This is a genomic window from Candidatus Aquicultor sp. (genome assembly GCA_036504445.1).
Taxonomy (GTDB): Bacteria; Actinomycetota; Aquicultoria; order Aquicultorales; family Aquicultoraceae; genus DASXVE01.
Map to the genome: position 1 here is coordinate 22,170 of DASXVE010000030.1, position 14,445 is coordinate 36,614.

Annotated in this window: 11 protein-coding genes; 5 read left to right on the forward strand and 6 right to left on the reverse strand. The window is 52.9% G+C overall.

Going from position 1 to position 14,445, the window contains the following annotated elements:
* Window positions 1–40 precede the first annotated feature (40 nt).
* Genes purQ through purC form a run of 3 tightly spaced genes read right to left on the reverse strand, consistent with a single transcriptional unit; the run spans window position 41 to window position 4,684 of the window.
* The gene (purQ, locus tag VGK02_10345) at window positions 41–838 is read right to left on the reverse strand and encodes a phosphoribosylformylglycinamidine synthase I (GenBank protein HEY3375445.1); all 798 of its coding nucleotides are present in this window, start codon (window positions 836–838) and stop codon (window positions 41–43) included.
* A gap of 3 nt (window positions 839–841) precedes the next feature.
* Window positions 842–3,949 (reverse strand): phosphoribosylformylglycinamidine synthase subunit PurL, encoded by a 3,108-nt coding sequence (gene purL / locus VGK02_10350; GenBank protein ID HEY3375446.1) that lies wholly within the window; start codon window positions 3,947–3,949, stop codon window positions 842–844.
* Window positions 3,950–4,684 carry a phosphoribosylaminoimidazolesuccinocarboxamide synthase gene (gene purC, locus VGK02_10355; GenBank protein ID HEY3375447.1) on the reverse strand — a complete coding sequence of 245 codons (735 nt, stop codon included), beginning with the start codon at window positions 4,682–4,684 and terminating at the stop codon, window positions 3,950–3,952.
* Window positions 4,685–5,106: 422 nt separating this feature from the next.
* Between purC and VGK02_10360 the strand changes: the two genes are divergently transcribed.
* Window positions 5,107–5,865 (forward strand): dolichyl-phosphate beta-glucosyltransferase, encoded by a 759-nt coding sequence (locus VGK02_10360; protein HEY3375448.1) that lies wholly within the window; start codon window positions 5,107–5,109, stop codon window positions 5,863–5,865.
* Between the two features lie 6 nt (window positions 5,866–5,871).
* Entirely contained in the window at window positions 5,872–7,752 is a 1,881-nt protein-coding gene (locus tag VGK02_10365) for a glycosyltransferase family 39 protein (protein ID HEY3375449.1), read from the forward strand.
* A gap of 121 nt (window positions 7,753–7,873) precedes the next feature.
* Here VGK02_10365 and VGK02_10370 read toward each other — a convergent pair whose 3' ends face one another.
* Complete coding sequence (locus VGK02_10370; protein HEY3375450.1) at window positions 7,874–9,172, reverse strand: CapA family protein; 1,299 nt, start codon at window positions 9,170–9,172, stop codon at window positions 7,874–7,876.
* Between the two features lie 285 nt (window positions 9,173–9,457).
* Between VGK02_10370 and VGK02_10375 the strand changes: the two genes are divergently transcribed.
* Complete coding sequence (locus VGK02_10375) at window positions 9,458–10,081, forward strand: PRC-barrel domain-containing protein (GenBank protein ID HEY3375451.1); 624 nt, start codon at window positions 9,458–9,460, stop codon at window positions 10,079–10,081.
* Between the two features lie 88 nt (window positions 10,082–10,169).
* Here the strand turns inward: VGK02_10375 and purB are convergent, their stop codons facing one another.
* Window positions 10,170–11,471, reverse strand: a complete 1,302-nt coding sequence (purB, locus tag VGK02_10380; protein ID HEY3375452.1) for an adenylosuccinate lyase — start codon at window positions 11,469–11,471, stop codon at window positions 10,170–10,172.
* 36 nt (window positions 11,472–11,507) lie between these two features.
* On the reverse strand, window positions 11,508–12,782 hold the full coding sequence (purD, locus tag VGK02_10385; GenBank protein HEY3375453.1) for a phosphoribosylamine--glycine ligase: 1,275 nt from the start codon (window positions 12,780–12,782) through the stop codon (window positions 11,508–11,510).
* A 289-nt stretch (window positions 12,783–13,071) separates the two neighbouring features.
* Here purD and VGK02_10390 point away from each other — a divergent pair, with 289 nt between their 5' ends.
* On the forward strand, window positions 13,072–13,629 hold the full coding sequence (locus VGK02_10390; GenBank protein HEY3375454.1) for a hypothetical protein: 558 nt from the start codon (window positions 13,072–13,074) through the stop codon (window positions 13,627–13,629).
* A complete protein-coding gene (locus tag VGK02_10395; GenBank protein ID HEY3375455.1) occupies window positions 13,626–14,378 on the forward strand; it encodes a glycosyltransferase family 2 protein in 753 nt (250 codons plus the stop codon). Before VGK02_10390 ends, VGK02_10395 begins: the two co-directional genes overlap by 4 nt.
* Window positions 14,379–14,445: the final 67 nt, after the last annotated feature.

The window sequence follows — 14,445 nt, forward strand, 5'->3', positions numbered from 1 at the left end:
TATGGTTGTAAGCACCCGCGTGTGTACTCGCAATGTGTGCCTACAAATTACGCTTTACATAATCGACCGCGTTTTTAAATATCACAAGGCCGTCACCCTCATCGGGCAGGTTCTCGCGGGTCCAGCGCGGGTGCTGCGTGCGCCGGATATAGTTTTCCGGGTGCGGCATCATCCCGAAAATGCGCCCGGTCTCATCACATATTCCGGCAATGTGCTCGACCGACCCATTTGGATTAACCGGATAGTCGCCAAACTCGCCGTCCTTATCGACATAACGAACAACTACCTGGCCGTTATCGTTAAGACGTTTAAGCGCCGCGTCGTCACGCGGGATAAACTTGCCCTCGCCGTGACAAATCGGCACATAAACCGGTTTCTCGATCCCTTTGGTAAAGATGCACTTCGAAGTAGGATTAACCTTAAGATTTACCCAGCGATCCTCGAACTTGCCGGAGTCGTTGTTGGTAAGCGTGACGTCTTGCTGCATGTAATTGCCGTCAAATCCAGGCAAGATACCGAGCTTTACCATAACTTGAAAGCCGTTGCACACGCCGAGGATGAGCTTGCCGTCGGCAATAAATTCTAACAGTTCGTCTTTTAGCTTATATTTCAGCTTGTTTGCCAGCACTTTACCCGAGGCGATGTCGTCACCAAAGGAAAAGCCGCCGGGCAGCATCAGAATCTGATAATCTCTCAGGCGCTTTATACCGTCTGCGATATCATGTAGGTGCACGCGCTCGGCATCCGCACCGGCGAGCTCAAATGCATCCTGAGCGTCGCGGTCGCGGTTAATACCGGCGGCTAGCAGTACGATTACTCTTGGTTTTTCACTCATCATCCATCACCACCGAAGGGGCGCTTTCCACGCCTCTTTAAGTTCATCAATGCCTGCGTTGATCAGTGTGGTGGCGCCGTGTGCTACCGTAAAACGACCGATGGCCGTAACGTAGCCGATTTTTGCGCACGGCACACTACCCATCATCGCCTCAAACTCGGCCGCCATCGAAGGCGCAATCGTTACGATAAAGCGACTGTTCGATTCGGAGAAGAGCACCTTCTGCACATCCAAATCACCGTCGGCCGGCACCTGCTTCATATCCAGCGCCATTCCGAGCCCGCCGGCAAATGCGCTCTCAGCAGCGGCAACGGCAATTCCGCCCTCCGAGCAATCGTGAGCCGATGCTACGAGGCCGTTTTGAATAGCACTATGGAGCGCCCGGTACAGTCCAAGCGCGGCTTGTACATCGACCTGCGGCACGTTCGCGCCTTTAGCCCCATGCAGCACATAGTAGTGCGAACCGCCGAGCTCATCGTGCGTCGTGCCCAGCATGTAGACTAAATCGCCGGCACGCTTGGCATCCATCGTAACCGCACGCTCGACATCGGGCACAATGCCGATCGCCGAGATAAGCAGTGTCGGCGGAATTGCAATTGTATTATCTCCGAGCTTGTACTCGTTATGGAAACTATCTTTACCTGAAATAAACGGTGTCCCTAAGCCTACGGCTGTGTCGTAGCAGCCTTTAGCCGCGCGGACAAGCTGGGCGAGTTTGTGGTCGCCGTCCGGATTGGTATCTGAAAGAATCGGGTTACCCCAACAGAAATTATCTAAAATCGCGATGTGGTCGGGATCGCCACCCACCGCGACTATGTTTCTAATCGCCTCATCGATGGCGGAAGCCGCCATCCAGTAGGTATCGATTTCGCCGTATTTGGGATTGATGCCGTTTGACACCGCGATGCCGCGTTTTGAACTGCCGCGCGGGCGGATAACCGCGGCGTCGGCCGGCCCATCGTTATATGCGCCGGTCAGCGGCTTAACAACGCTCGCTCCCTGCACCTCATGGTCGTACTGGCGAATTACCCACTCCTTGCTGCACACGTTAAAAGCACCAAGAATACGTTTTAGATCACCGGTTGCGTCGGTGCCCGCGGCAGCTATATCCGGCTCCGCCTCAAATACCGGCCGCCACTCGGCTTTTAGCTGCAAGCCCGGCAGACCTTCATGGACGAATTCGCTCTCTAGATACAGAACCGTTTTCCCATCGTATTTGATGTGGACTTTCCCACTATCGGTAAACTTACCTATAACCGTCGCCTCAACATCGCGGCGCCGGCATAAATCCAAGAAACCTTCGATTGTTTCAGGCGCTACTGCTACCGTCATGCGCTCCTGCGATTCCGACACCCAGAGCTCCCACGGCGCAAGACCCGGATACTTGGTCGGCGCTTTTTCCAGGTCGACCTCGCAGCCGCCGGAAAACTCGCTCATCTCGCCAACGCTCGACGACAGGCCCCCGGCGCCGTTATCGGTTATCGCCCGGTAGAGGTTTGCCGCGCGTGCCTCAGCAAGCGCATCCTGCATCTTGCGCTGTACGATCGGCGCGCCGATCTGTACAGCCGAGCTCGACGTATCCTCATCGAGGGCAACGGATGAAAACGTCGCTCCGTGGATGCCGTCTTTGCCGATTCTTCCCCCCACCATCACGATCAAATCACCCGGTTTTACTTCCTTTTCATGCGACGGCTTGCCGTTTACCACCTTCGGCATAAACCCACCGGTACCGCAGTAAACGAGCGGATTATATACGTACGCCTCATCGAAGAGGATGGCGCCGTTTACTGTTGGAATACCGATTTTATTACCGCCGTCTTCCACGCCTTTGCGCACGCCTTTAAAGATGCGCTTGGGGTGAAGCACGGTTTGCGGAAGCTTCTCATAGGGGAAGTCGGGCGGCCCGAAACAGAACACATCGGTGTTAAAGATAAGGTCGGAGCCGATACCGGTTCCCATCGGGTCGCGGTTGACGCCCACAATACCGGTCACCGCACCGCCGTACGGGTCGAGCGCAGACGGGTGATTGTGCGTCTCCACCTTAAACACCATATTGTACTCATCGTCGAATTCGACGACGCCGGCATTATCGACAAAGACCGACACCAGCCAGCCTTTCTCTTTGCCGATTTCCTCGGTTGCTTTTCTGATATAGGTTTTAAAGAGGCTGGCGATGCGTTCCCGCTTGCCGTCCTCGGTGTAATCGATTAATGCGTTAAAAATCTTGTGCTTGCAGTGCTCCGACCAGGTTTGTGCGAGCATCTCAAGCTCGACGTCGGTCGGCCGGGGGCCTAAGCCCATCTTCGCGCGCTCTCCAAGCACACGCTCGTCCTTGAAGTAGTCGCGGATCAGGCGCATCTCTTCGAGGTTCAAGCTGAGCACGCCCTTGGTACTGATCTCGATGAGCTCATCATCGGAGACATCAAGGTCGACCTCAGCAACGTTGATGCGACTCGTCGGAGTCGTAGCACCTGTTGCCGCCGGCACGGGCTGTGTAGCCGCAGCCAACTGCATCACCGCGGTGTCGTCGGTCGTGGGTCCGCCATCGTGTAGCATGGCAGTACCGCCCTTCATGTTCAGACCAAGCCGAACACGTCCTTTGTACTCAACTCTGTTAAGGTCAATCTCGTATTCCTCAATCAGCGGATTGGCAAGAAGACCGATCGTTATATGTTGCGCTTGCTCGACCGAAATATCGCCTTCGAAGAGGTAGAGTCGCGAGGTATGCACCGATTCGCAGGAGGCAAATTTTACCCCGAGCATGTCTTCGATACCCTCAACGGTGGTCACACCGACGTTATCGGTAACGCCCGGTTTGTAGCCGACCTCGATCGCCGCATCAAACGGCGCATACGCGGCTATATCACGGCGAATCGTGTTGGTAACCGGGTTAACTTCACTAGTAACGCGATACTCTTGAATTATGGGATCGGTCAAAAGGTCGCACGCTATCCGATCGACCTGATCGGCGCTCAGCGCTTTATGAATGGTGTAGACATCGATAACGCGGACTGATCCAACGGGAATATGCAAATCCTCGATGACTTGTTTTTTCACCGAGTTGCCGCGCGCATCTACGATGCCGGGTTTTAAAACGACTTCAACACGCGACATCTACCAGTTGCCACCCTCTTTGGATGTTGTTCCCTGCACGCGTGCGAGAACCTCCTGGTAGGCTTCCTCGACCTTACCGAGGTCACGGCGGAAACGATCTTTGTCCATCTTTTCGCCGGTTTCTTTATCCCACAAGCGGCAGGTATCCGGCGAAATCTCGTCACCTAAATAGAGCAGACCGTCTTTTGCGCCGAACTCGAGCTTGTAATCGATCAGCGTTAAGCCGAGCTCACCAAAGAAACGCTTCAATGTTTTATTGATAGTTAATGCGGCCGAGCGCATCTCTTCAACCTGCGCTTTGGTAGCAATACCGAGCTCTTCAATATGATCTTCGTTGATAATCGGGTCACCTAAATCATCGCGTTTGTAGTAAAACTCGACGATGGTCTTCTTTAAGGGTGTGCCCTCCTCGTAGCCGATACGCTTAGCGAGACTCCCCGCGGCGACGTTGCGCACAACAACCTCGACCATGAGCATATCGAGCCGGTCGGTGAGCAGATTACGCTCGTCAAGAAGCTCGCGGTAGTGCGTGCGCACTCCCTCATTCTCAAGAAGCTGAAAAAGGGCTGCCGATATCTGTGCGTTAACCGAGCCCTTTCCACTGATTTGGCCTTTCTTTTTGCCGTCAAAGGCAGTCGCATCATCTTTAAACTGGTGGATGATCGCGCCGGCATCGTCGGTTGCAAAAACCTTCTTTGCCTTTCCCTCGTGAATCTGATCAAGCTTTTGTACCAATTGGTCACCTCTGGCTTAGCCCCTAAGGGTGTTTTATTCACAAATTCATATTACCTGTAAGTTGCACTGATTACAAATCTATTATAGCAACTACTGGATGTTTTTCACCTGTGCTTGCACGTGCCGCGAACCGGGGTATGACCTTAGTTAACAAAATGTTGCTACCGAGGCTTTTGCAGTTTCCTTGCCCCGCTCATGATACGCCACTAATACCGCTAAAATGGTAGACATAAAATACTACCAAGTCTATAGACTTGGTAGTATTAACCGGTTTTCTATAATAAATATCTAATATCGAATGATTTTATGCACAAATATTTAAAGGTGTGTCGGATTTTAGCAGATGTTTAGAGGGAGTTGAGTACCGGTTGCGCCGTGAACGATAAACGTTTCAATTTTACCTCACAGGGAACATACTCTCCATGGTAAATTCGGCAGCAGTTCTGGAACAATTCCGGCACTGGGACGATACTGCGTATATATCAATTATCATCCCGGCTTATAACGAGGAAGCGCGCTTGGAGCGCACATTACGGCACGTGCACGCATATTTCGCCTCCCGCCCCCAGCGCTTCGAGATTATCGTAGTCGATGATGGAAGCGCTGATGGAACACCGTTTTTAGCTAAACGCTTGGCGAAGGATCTGGGTAACATTGACCTCGTTACGTATTCGCCCAACCACGGCAAAGGATATGCCGTAAAACGGGGTGTTCTCGCATCGCACGGGCAGTTTGTGTTGATTTCAGATGCCGACCTCTCCACCCCTATCGAGGAAACCGAAAAGCTATTGGCCATGTGCCAGGGCGGTACCGATGTCGCGTTCGGCTCGCGAGCGTTGCCCGAATCCCAAATCGACGTGCCGCAAAGTTTTGCCCGCCGGACGATGGGCAGGATGTTTAATTTCATGGTGCGTGCAATCGCGCTACCCGGTATTTCCGACACGCAGTGCGGCTTTAAGTGCCTTCGCGGGGACACCGCCCGTTCGCTCTTCGCCAATCAGGAAACCGAGCGCTTTGCGTTCGATGTCGAGTTACTGTTGAGGGCTAGAAACCAGGGGTGCAAGATTCGCGAGGTACCGGTTCGCTGGCTCGATAGCGAAGCTTCGACCGTGCACCCGATCAGCGACGCACACGAGATGTTTGTCAGCCTGTTAAGAATTCACAGGCGCTTGCGAAAGTAAGTTCGGATGAACATAAAGTCTACTACATCAGGAAACACTAACAGGATTAAAGCATCGGTACCGTATGTTATTGCGGCAATCATCCTTACGCTTATGCTTGGTTCGATGCTGTATGCGGCAAGCCAGGACTCGGCAACGATGGACGAACCGGTACATGCAGTTGCAGCCTATACCTACGTGAAGACGCTCGATTATCGTCTCAACCCCGAGCATCCGCCTTTGGTTAAAGACCTGGTTGGGCTCGCTATTTCCACCTTGCCGGTGCATTACCCGTTTTCGTTTTTCTACCGGCATATCTCGTTAGAATACGATCAGGGCTACAAATTCCTCTTTGGCAGCGGTAATGATGCAGATGCGATTCTCTTCCGGGGACGTTTGGTAATAATTGCGATCACCATTCTTATGGGCGTTTTTGTATTTGTGTGGTCAAAGCATCTCAGCGGTGCATTTGCCGGATTATTCTCGCTCATTCTGTTTGCCTTTGATCCGAATATCCGGGCGCACGGGCACTTTATCACCCAGGATGCCGCTATCTCGGCGGCAATCCTTATCAATCTCTACTTCGTCTGGAAGTTCTTACTTAAGCCTTCGCCGATGCGCCTAGTAATTGCGGGCATTACGTGCGGCATCGCTTTCGTTACCAAGTTTTCCGCACCGCTCTTAATTCCCATATATATAGTGCTCGCGATCTATTCAGCAAAACGAGGTTATATGGAGCGCCCTGGGGTACCAATGTCTGTTGGAGCGGCAGCGGTCGACGACGTACCGGGCATCGGGGGGGCGGCCGGTCGCGCGTTTGTCCGGTCGCGGCTGCGATATTACACACTATCGTTCGTTAGTATCCTGCTTATCGCGTTTATCGTTTTTTACGGCGTCTATTCCATCAATATGCTGCATTTCTCGACCTATACCCAGCGATCGGTTATCGAACTTAAAACAGGCGGCAACAGCCCGCTTTCTGCGCACTGGCTTAACGATTCGGTACTCAGACCTATTCCGTACTATCTGCTGGGGATATCGATGGTGCAGCGCCATGTTACCGGCGGCCACGACGTTTTTATCCTTGGACAATTGCGGCCTACCTACCGCTGGTATTATCCGATTGCATTCACGCTGAAAAGTACGATCCCAACACTATTGTTAATACTCGGGCTGATTGTGTTCGGCAGGCGTATCAAAACTAAAAGCCCTACGGGTGAAGCAACTCTTGTTAGCGGTTTTGTTATCTTCGCTTTAGCGGCCTTAATCGGCAATTTGAATCTGGGCTCACGCTATCTCCTGCCCATCTACCCGCTGTTCTATGTGTATGCCGGAAAAATCGCCCTGTTGTTCAGAACCGATATAACGCACAACAGCGCGGTCGCGCCCGGCATCGGCAATACGAGCACCAGCTCGGTTAAGCGGAGTCTTGCCAACCTTGGTGCGTGGGCGACTAAGCCGGGCATTAACAACCTGAGCATCAAGGCGGTTCTCCTCAACACCGTCATAGTAGGGCTGGCGCTCTGGCAAATCGTGACGTGCATGCGAATCTCCCCATACTACGTTTCATACTTTAACGAGCTTGTCGGGCCGATAAAAGGCGGCACGCTGATTACCGACGCGAATGTGGACTGGGGGCAAGATTTACGACGCCTAAAGACCTACGTCGATCGTAATAATATCGAGCACTTTACACTGGATTACTTCGGCGGCTGCGTCCCGAGTTACTATTTCGGCGACAAGGTAACGTTATGGAAGCCCCAACAGAAAGGTCGGCCCCGCGGATGGTTTGCGGTATCGGTGACGGATTACTCGGTCGGGATCGCCCGGCATAAGTACCAGTGGCTTGAGCACTACAAACCGGTCGCTTATATCGGCTATTCCATCAAGGTGTATAAATTGCCATAAGCCGCAGTTGGTGCCTATTATTGAGGTATTAAGAAGCCCCGCCGCAGAAGCGGCAGGGCGTGAGTTCGTGTATCTTGTAAAGCTCCCGGCTTTACCGTTGTGCCTGTGCGGCAGTCTTACTTCAGGTGACCTGGGCTTTATCCCCGCTGATACTGACGATTGTGCCGAACGGCGCCGAGAGGCCCTGCAGTTTCGTGAGAATTTCTTTCGCCGTGCAGCCGGTCGCCGGTGTAGGTTTTCCGGATGGGTCCACGACAATCGGCATGACTTCGGCACCTGCAAGCCTGCCCTGTGCAAGCTTAAGCTTGATGATAAAGGCATCGCGGTATGATTTCTTCGCTGGGGCGTAGACAAAGTCGCCAGGGCTGTAGGCTATAAACTTGCCGTTGTAGAGCTCGATGCCTTGCATGGTGTGCGGGTGCCCGCCAATAATGATATCGGCCCCGGCATCGATGGCTCTCTTTGCGATAGTGCGCTGGTAATCCCGGACAGCACTATCATATTCGCCACCCCAGTCACAAAGCAGTACGAGATAGTCACTATGATTTGCAGCCGCTTGGATGATGGGCTTAAGGTAACGCCACTTTAGGTCGGCAGCTATACCGGTTGTTTTAAGCGTTGCGCCGCTTTCAGCTGGTGTAAGCGGTGAGAATGCCAGAAATGCAATTCTCTTGCCTTTTATCTCGAGCACTTTGCAGGTATATGCCTGGTTCAGGTTCGAACCGGCGCCCGCATGCGTAATGCCGTACTGCTCAAGAAGCTTGGTCGTACTAAAGAGACCTTGCTGGCCGAACGACATAATCTCGCTGTTGGCCAGAGATACTACGTTAATGCCGGCAGCCCTCATACCCTTAGCCGCCTCAGGCAGACCGTATAAGGAGTAGTTGCCGGTCGATGCTTGTGCCGACGCTGAAAACGGTGATTGCAGACTACCAGCGATGACATCGCCGGTTTGCAGTATCTGCTTTACGGCTGAGACGGGGGCTTCCGGACCGCTGCTTATCACCAGGTCGCCGACTTTGCCGCTCAGGGCCATATTGCCTAACCCGATAAGAATCACGGTATCTGCGTTGCTCTTATCGGCTGCGGCCTGATCGAGCGTCGTGATCGTTGTCGCGACGGGGGTCTTTACCGTACTCGTTGCTTCTATTGAAGAGACCCGCTTGCGTATCGCGTCTTGTTTTGGCGCAAGTTGGGCTGTTTTTTGTGCGGTCGATATTTTTACCTGGTTTGTCACCGGCCGGGTAGCAATGTACCAGGTGGTACAGGCCACAACCGGCACTATAAGAGCGACCAGCAAGAGCATCCTCAGGGTTACTTGCCTGACAATTTCACGCTCAATCTGTTGTTTGCCTGAATCGTAGTAATCGCTGTCAATAAGCTGCAGTTGCTGGTATTCGTTTTTATCTTTCTTACTCATATCAATCTAGCGTTAATAGTACAACAAACTGGTAAAATTTACAAGATTAATATGCAAGTTTTCTATGCGAGCAGCATGAGCTGTGGATATATTCGGCAAGCCAGGTTATATGCCGGGAGCATGGCAGCTCCTGGGTCAGCAATAGCGAACGCGGCCCTCATAAGAGGGCCGCGTTCGTAAACGTGCGTTAAGCCCAAACCGACCATTTTGGAGATTTTCGTTTGATGTGGGCGACTGCGGGTATGCTCTTAGTAACGGAATTATGAGCTAGTGGGGGTGAACGCTATGTCGTTCAAACGCTTCAGCTATATAGAGGCAGAGATGCGTGTTGCGCCGCAGATTGCCGATTTACGTGGCTACCAAGCATTCGACAGCGCCGGCAAGTTTATCGGTACGGTTGATGATCTTCTGGTAGACGCAAGTGATAATACAATGGCCGATTATATCCTCGTTAGCGGGGGCAATATCGCCACCATGTTCAGCGGCAAAAAGCTGATTGTTCCGCTTGGGCGGATGAATATCGACGCGAGCAATAAAACCGTGCACGTTAACGTGCTGTTAGACCAGCTTTGGGATTTTCCAACGTATGATTCGCTTGATGACCCGGACCTTAAAGACGAGGTCGAGGAATTTTGGAAGGCGAGCGAGACGCATGTGCTGGTGGAAGATGTGACGCTATCATATCCGGCGGCTATGGAATCGCCGCCGCCGGAGCCGCCGGAGGTTGAATCGTCCAAGCAGCCGGCGCATAACCCGCTTATAGCGGCGGGCTTAGAATTCCCGCTTCCGGAAAGCATCGTTAACCGTGCGGTTGCGCATATCGATGAAGAGCTCAAGGCGGAAGAGGAACCCGGCGCCGAGCGGTCGAAACAAGAGAATGAAGGAAAGCCGGGGGGGCAAGCCGCGTAGGATGGCCGGTTAATGTAACGTGTTCCAAAGTATTAAACTAATAGGCGGACATATGTCCGCCTATTAGAACCACCACCGATACCTAAGGCTATACTTCCAACTTCTCTAAGCGATCGTATATGATGCCGACATTTCGTAGGAAGTAGGCAACATCAAAGAGTTCATCGAGTTCTCTATCACTTAAGAGCTTCGTAGCTTCGGGGTCGTTCTTGAGGAGGATTTTTAAGTCGCCCTCACCGCGCCATGTAGCCATGGCGTTTCGCTGCACGATTGCATAGGCTTCTTCCCTGGCAAGCCCCTTCTCGACGAGCGCGAGAAGCACGCGCGATGAGAAGATCAACCCGCCGGTGCGGTCCATATTTTGCTGCATATTCTCCGGATAGACCAGGAGCCCTTCGAGCAGCCATTTGAGCTTGTTCAACATGTAATCAAGAAGCGTGGTGCTGTCCGGGATGATGACGCGCTCGACGGATGAATGGCTGATGTCGCGCTCGTGCCAAAGCGCTACGTCTTCAAGCGCGGCAACGCTGTTACCGCGAATAACGCGGGCTAAACCGGTCAGACGCTCGCCGATAATCGGGTTGCGTTTATGCGGCATCGCCGACGACCCTTTTTGCCCCACGGCAAACGGCTCTTCGACCTCACGTGTATCGGTCTTTTGCAAACCCCTCAGCTCAACCGCAATTTTTTCGATTGTCGCCGCGGTAATGGCAAACGCGCTCATGTATTCGGCGTGCCGGTCGCGCTGGAGCACCTGGGTGGACACCGGTGCGGGCGTCAAGCCGAGACGTTCGCACACGTACTCCTCGACAAACGGGTCGATGTTCGAATAGGTACCGACTGCCCCTGAGAGCTTGCCGACTGAAATTACCGCTTTGGCGCGCTCGAGACGGTTTAGGTTGCGATGCATCTCAAATGCCCAGTTGGCAAATTTGAGACCGAAGCTCATCGGCTCGGCATGGATGCCGTGCGTGCGCCCCACGCTGACTACGTCGCGATATTTAAACGCCTGCGTTTTCAGAACGCCAAGCACCTCGCGAACGTCGTCTATGAGGATATCGATAGCGTCGCGCATCAGTACCGAAAGACCGGTGTCGACAACATCAGAAGAGGTCAAGCCGTAATGCACATAGCGCGAGGCCGGGCCGATGTTTTCAGCTAAATTGGTCGTGAACGCGATGACGTCATGGTGCACCTCGGCCTCGATGGCTTCGATGCGGTCGACGGAAAACGCGGCTTTTACCCTAATCTCGTCGAGCGCCTCCTGCGGCACGATGCCCAGCTGCACATGCGCTTCGGTTGCGAGGATCTCGATCTGCAACCAGGTTTCAAATTTGTTCTGTAAACTCCAGATATCCCGCATGCGTGGAAACGAATACCGTTCTATCATGTCTTTAAGCCTTCTTCCTTGGAAATTTAGCCAGCCTTAAGCCTCGACAGCGCGAAGCGCAATGTCGTTTCGGTAGTGAATCCCGTCAAAGTGAATTTTTTCTACCGCAGCATATGCCCTGTCCCTCGCTTCTTTAAAATCAGCGCCGATTGCGCTCACATTCATCACACGACCGCCGCTGGTTACTATATCGCCGCTATCATTCAAGCGCGTGCCCGCATGAAATACCTGCACTCCCGGCACGGTAGCCGCTTCTTCAAGACCGTTGATTTCATATCCGGTGCTATAGTCACCGGGATAACCGCCGGATGCAAGAACAACCGACACGCACACATCTTTGGTCCAGGTTAACGTAACACCGGAGAGGTCGCTGTTCGCTACGGCGAGCATCGGCTCAAGCAAATCGCTCTTGAGGCGCGGTAGAATCGCCTGGGTTTCCGGATCACCGAAGCGCACGTTAAACTCGATAACTTTCGGGCCGGAATCGGTCAGCATTAAACCGGCATAAAGGATACCTTTATACTCGATACCTTCGGCAGCCATGCCCCGTATAGTCGGGCGAAGGATTGTTTCAACTATCTTTTTATAGAGCCCCGGTGTCACAACCGGCACCGGCGAATACGAACCCATACCGCCGGTATTGGGGCCTTCATCGTTATCGAACGCCCGCTTATAATCCTGCGCCGGCGCCATCGGAATTACATCCTTACCGTCGCTAAAGGCCAGCACTGAGAGCTCTTGACCCGAGAGATGCTCCTCGATGAGAACGGTTTGACCCGCCGGGCCAAACGCGCGCTCGACCAGGCAGCTGCGAACCGCAGCGCGCGCCGCGTCCATGTCCGGCGCTATGATGACGCCTTTGCCCGCGGCCAGACCGTCGGCTTTGATGACGTACGGAGCGGGAAACGTTTCAAGGTAAGCAACCGCACGGCCGTAATCGTTAAAGAGCATGGCGTCCCCGGTCGGGATGCCGTATTTTTTCATGATCTCTTTAGCAAACCCTTTGCTGCCCTCCAGCTGTGCCGCTTTCGCGCTTGGACCGAAGACCTTCAACCCCCGGCGCATAAATATATCGGCGATGCCGGCGACAAGCGGGGCTTCGGGGCCGACTACTGTTAGGCCGACCGCCTGGTCCTGGGCAAAACCGGCAAGTGCGTCGAGGTCATTGATATCGATTTTGACGCACTCGGCATCCTGGACGATACCACCGTTACCCGGTATGCAAAAAATTCGTTCGACCTGCGGGCTTTGTTTGAGTTTCCATACCAGGGCGTGTTCTCGCCCACCACTGCCGATAACCAGTATTTTCAACGTCTCACGTCTCCTTTGTTCGGTTTTTATGCATTGCTCGCTCACGCAAAAGATGCGACAATTTTGGCAATCAAATAAGGTGCCGATTTGTCTTCGGATGTGGTTCACACCCACTAATTGTACGAAAAACCGCTCCTAGCTGCAATAAAAGCAGGTTCGCGGGCTTAGCGAGAACATGCGGGCTTACTAAAAAAGCACTAGTTGAGCAGTTAAAAAAGCACTAAGAAGGGGTAGAATTCTTACGAAGCTGCTATAATAAGAGAAGTACTGTACATTCGTGAGGTTAAATGTGATAAAAACCGCGATATCGCTTATTGCAATTACGCTCTTTGGCATATGCCTGGCGTGTGCCCAAACCGCATATGCCGACACCGATACGGGCTCCGGTGTAAAACTGACTCCACCGGAGACAGTTTATAACATCCCGCAAAAACCCAAACCGACGACAACCACCGAGAAAACCGCGACTAACAATGGCGGCGCTGATCAGGTATATTCACCAGGGCATCAAGCAACAAAGCAGAACGGGGCAAACACGAGAGGCGGCGCTTCAGCGACAAGCAGCACAAGCACGACAACGACCGAGCGCACCAAAAAACGCACCGATGCAATGCCTGCGAGCGTGAGTTCAACTACAACGACAAGTGAAACAAAAAAGCAGGTTGCGGTGGCAGGCGAACAAGTTGAAAACCCGAATACAGCGAAGCCGTTTGATCTCGGTATAGATGTTAAACCCTATCTGGCAATGGCAATACTCTTGATGCTCTCGGTAACGACCGGGTACTCAAGAACTGCCGGGAGGCGCGGTGCAAAGGGGCGCGTTATTAAAAAAGGAACAACGCTATGAGAAATTACGCGGCGAAAGAAGAGGTTGCGCCTGTGCAGGGTAGCCTTGAACAGCCGATTATATCGATTGTGATACCGGTCTATAACGAAGAGGGATTTCTCCCAACTGCAATCCCCGATATTTGCGCTCAGCTGCACACCACCGATGTCGCATATGAACTCATCCTGTGCGAAAACGGCAGCACCGATAACACGATCGGTATCGCCCGGGCGCTCAAGGAAGAGTACGATGGTGTGCGCGTTCTCTCTATCGACCATGCGGATTACGGGCGGGCGATGCGGGCTGGGATGCTGGCCGCGCGGGCGCCGTACACCATCATCTTTGATGTAGATTACTACAGCATCGATTTCTTGCGGGAGGCGCTTCCGCTGCTCGAATCATATGATATCGTGATTGCTTCAAAGCTTGCGCCGGGGACGGACGACCGGCGAAGCATATTTCGCAAGCTTATCACGCGCAGCTTCAGTAAGGTAATAAGGATGGCCTTTAGCACGAAAACAACTGAAACGCACGGTATAAAAGCATTTCGAACGGATACGGTATTGCCTGTTATCGAGCGCACGCAACTTGCCAAGGATTTATTCGATACAGAACTCATTATTCGCGCAGAGAGGAGCGGCCTGGCCATAAAAGAGCTTCCAATCACTGTCGAAGAGAGGCGTCCGGCAAGATCGAGCATATTCAAGCGAATCCCGCGAACCGTTGTTGGGCTAGGATTACTACGTTACTACCTGTGGAAAGAACGCTAATACACACGATCCATACGGGAGGAGAACGAAATAAAGCAACCGGTTAACACGGCGCGGCGTGCTCTGT

Excerpts from the sequence above, each read along its gene's own strand:
- VGK02_10395 (HEY3375455.1), top strand. The coding sequence starts at position 13,626 with ATGAGAAATTACGCGGCGAAAGAAGAGGTTGCGCCTGTGCAGGGTAGC.
- VGK02_10365 (HEY3375449.1), top strand. The coding sequence starts at position 5,872 with ATGAACATAAAGTCTACTACATCAGGAAACACTAACAGGATTAAAGCA.
- purB (HEY3375452.1), bottom strand. The coding sequence starts at position 11,471 with ATGATAGAACGGTATTCGTTTCCACGCATGCGGGATATCTGGAGTTTA.
- VGK02_10375 (HEY3375451.1), top strand. The coding sequence starts at position 9,458 with ATGTCGTTCAAACGCTTCAGCTATATAGAGGCAGAGATGCGTGTTGCG.
- purQ (HEY3375445.1), bottom strand. The coding sequence starts at position 838 with ATGATGAGTGAAAAACCAAGAGTAATCGTACTGCTAGCCGCCGGTATT.
- purL (HEY3375446.1), bottom strand. The coding sequence starts at position 3,949 with ATGTCGCGTGTTGAAGTCGTTTTAAAACCCGGCATCGTAGATGCGCGC.
- VGK02_10360 (HEY3375448.1), top strand. The coding sequence starts at position 5,107 with ATGGTAAATTCGGCAGCAGTTCTGGAACAATTCCGGCACTGGGACGAT.
- VGK02_10370 (HEY3375450.1), bottom strand. The coding sequence starts at position 9,172 with ATGAGTAAGAAAGATAAAAACGAATACCAGCAACTGCAGCTTATTGAC.